The sequence below is a fragment of the Deltaproteobacteria bacterium genome (assembly GCA_016234845.1).
Taxonomy (GTDB): Bacteria; Desulfobacterota; Deferrimicrobia; order Deferrimicrobiales; family Deferrimicrobiaceae; genus JACRNP01.
In genome coordinates, this window is record JACRNP010000209.1 from 1 (window position 1) to 2,056 (window position 2,056).

General features: G+C 70.2%; 2 protein-coding genes. Both read left to right on the forward strand.

Going from position 1 to position 2,056, the window contains the following annotated elements; translation table 11 throughout:
• Positions 1 to 1,622 (forward strand): VWA domain-containing protein (locus HZB86_12795; GenBank protein ID MBI5906394.1); only part of this gene is annotated, 1,622 nt, incomplete at its 5' end.
• The gene (locus HZB86_12800) at positions 1,619 to 2,008 is read left to right on the forward strand and encodes a hypothetical protein (GenBank protein MBI5906395.1); all 390 of its coding nucleotides are present in this window, start codon (positions 1,619 to 1,621) and stop codon (positions 2,006 to 2,008) included. The genes HZB86_12795 and HZB86_12800, both read left to right, overlap by 4 nt.
• Positions 2,009 to 2,056 lie beyond the last annotated feature (48 nt).

Sequence of the window (2,056 nt, forward strand, 5' to 3'; positions counted from 1 at the left end):
GGACGATGAACCCGGAGGAGGGGGAGCTGCGGCCGCAGCTGCTGGACCGGTTCGGTCTGTGCGTGGAGATCAGCGGGGAGCGGGACGTCGGGCTCCGGAAGGCGATCGTGGAACGCGTCCTCCTCTTCGAGATGGACGACGGGACGTTCCTCGGCTCCTGGTCGGCGGGGGATGCCCGGTTGAAGGATACGGTTCGAGCGGCGCGCGAGCGGCTGCCGCGGATCCCGCTGCCGGAGAACCTCGTCCGGACCGTGGCGGAGGTGAACAACACGCTGGGGATATCCGGGCACCGGGGGGACCTGGCGATCCTGAAATCCGCACGGGCGCTGGCGGCGTTGCGCGGAGGAGAGGACCTCGCGGCGGCCGACGTGCGGGACGCGATCCGCCTGGCGCTTCCGCACCGCGTCCCCAGGTCCGGAGTGAGCGCGGCCCGGGCATACCACGTGGAGCGGCTCCTGTCGTGGGCGTTTCCCGGCGAGGCGGTCGAGGAGGACGATCGCGGGCCGGTGGTCCCCCTTCCCGGGACGACCCACGGGATGAAGCGGGGCGGGGTGGTCTTCCGCGCTCCCGCGGTGACGCCGCAGGAACAGGAGCGCCAGGCGGTCGAGCGGGCCCAGGCGAAGCGTCACCGGTACGAGGCGGCGGAGGCATCCGCGGGACGCAAGGGACCGCCGACGTGCGGAGACCCCGATTGCGACTACTGCCAGGGGTACGTCGAGGAGAGCATCATCACCCCGTCCGACCCGTACGAGGTGCGCAGGATCGTCGCGCCGAAGGGGCGCAGGCTCTCCGACGCGGTCGGGAAGCGCAGCAAGTCGCGCACGAAGAGCTCCCGCGGCCGGTATGTGCGCAGCATCCCCTGGGAGAAGGGCAGGGATATCGCCCTCGACGCCACCCTGTTCGCCGCCGCCGCGGGGGGACACGTGGACCCGGAGACGCGGAGGGTCCGGATCGCGTTGTCCGACCTGCGGGGGAAGCAGCGGGAACGGAAGGTCGGGAACCTCGTGCTCGTGGTGATGGACGCTTCCGGGTCGATGGAGACGCAGCAGCGGATGGTGGCGACCAAGGGCGCGGTCCTCTCCCTGCTCCGGGACAGCTACGTGAAGCGCGATCGGGTGGGCCTCATCGCCTTCCGCGACGCGGTGGGGGAGGTGGTCGTCCCGCCGACGGGAAGCGCGTCCCAGGCCGCGATGCAGCTCACCTGGCTCGCGTCGGGAGGCACCACGCCGCTTTCCATCGGCCTGTTCGCCGCGGTGAAGACGCTGGAGATGGAGCAGACGCGCGACCCGGCCCGCAAGGCGATCCTGGCGCTGATCACCGACGGCCGCGCGAACGTGGCGTACTTCGGCGGGGAGCCGCTGGAGGAGGCGGTGAAGATCGCGAAGACGATCCGGAAGATGCGGGTCACATCGCTCGTCATCGACGCGGACCGGATGGTGGCGGGCCCCGCGGCGCTGCGCTCCGCCATGGAGGCGACCCAGAAAGGCGCACGGACGCGCGGGATCTTCTCCGACGGGCCGGCGCGCACGGTGGCCGACGCGTTGGGAGCGAAATACTTCTCATTGGCGGAGATGAGCCGGTCGGCGATCCTGAAGGCGATCCGCTCGAGGATGACGCTATGAACGAGGGGCTGTCGATCAACCGCCGGGAGATCGAGGAGCGGTACGGGAAGATCGGCGACGGGAAGAAGATCCTCTTCGTGGACGGGGTGCCGGTGGCGCTTTCGACCCTGTCGCGTCGCCTGGCGCTGCAGTACAGCGACCTCGTCCCCATCGACGCGGGCGAGTTGCCGGACGGAACGTACTGGCTGCGTTTCTACGACAACGAACCGCGGAAGGTGATGGTGGTCGAGTTCGACCGCGACTACCGGTTCACGGGGGAGCGGGGGGCGGACATCATGGACTGGCTCGGGGACGACTACTTCCGGATCCGGTGGCGCGCCTTCTGCCCGGCGGGCGGCGAGGAGTGGCTGGGCGGTGACGCGAGCCGGGGAAAGGGCAGAGGATGAGGCGTCACTTTCCCTTCAGCGCGCTGGTCGGTCAGGATCTCCTGAAGA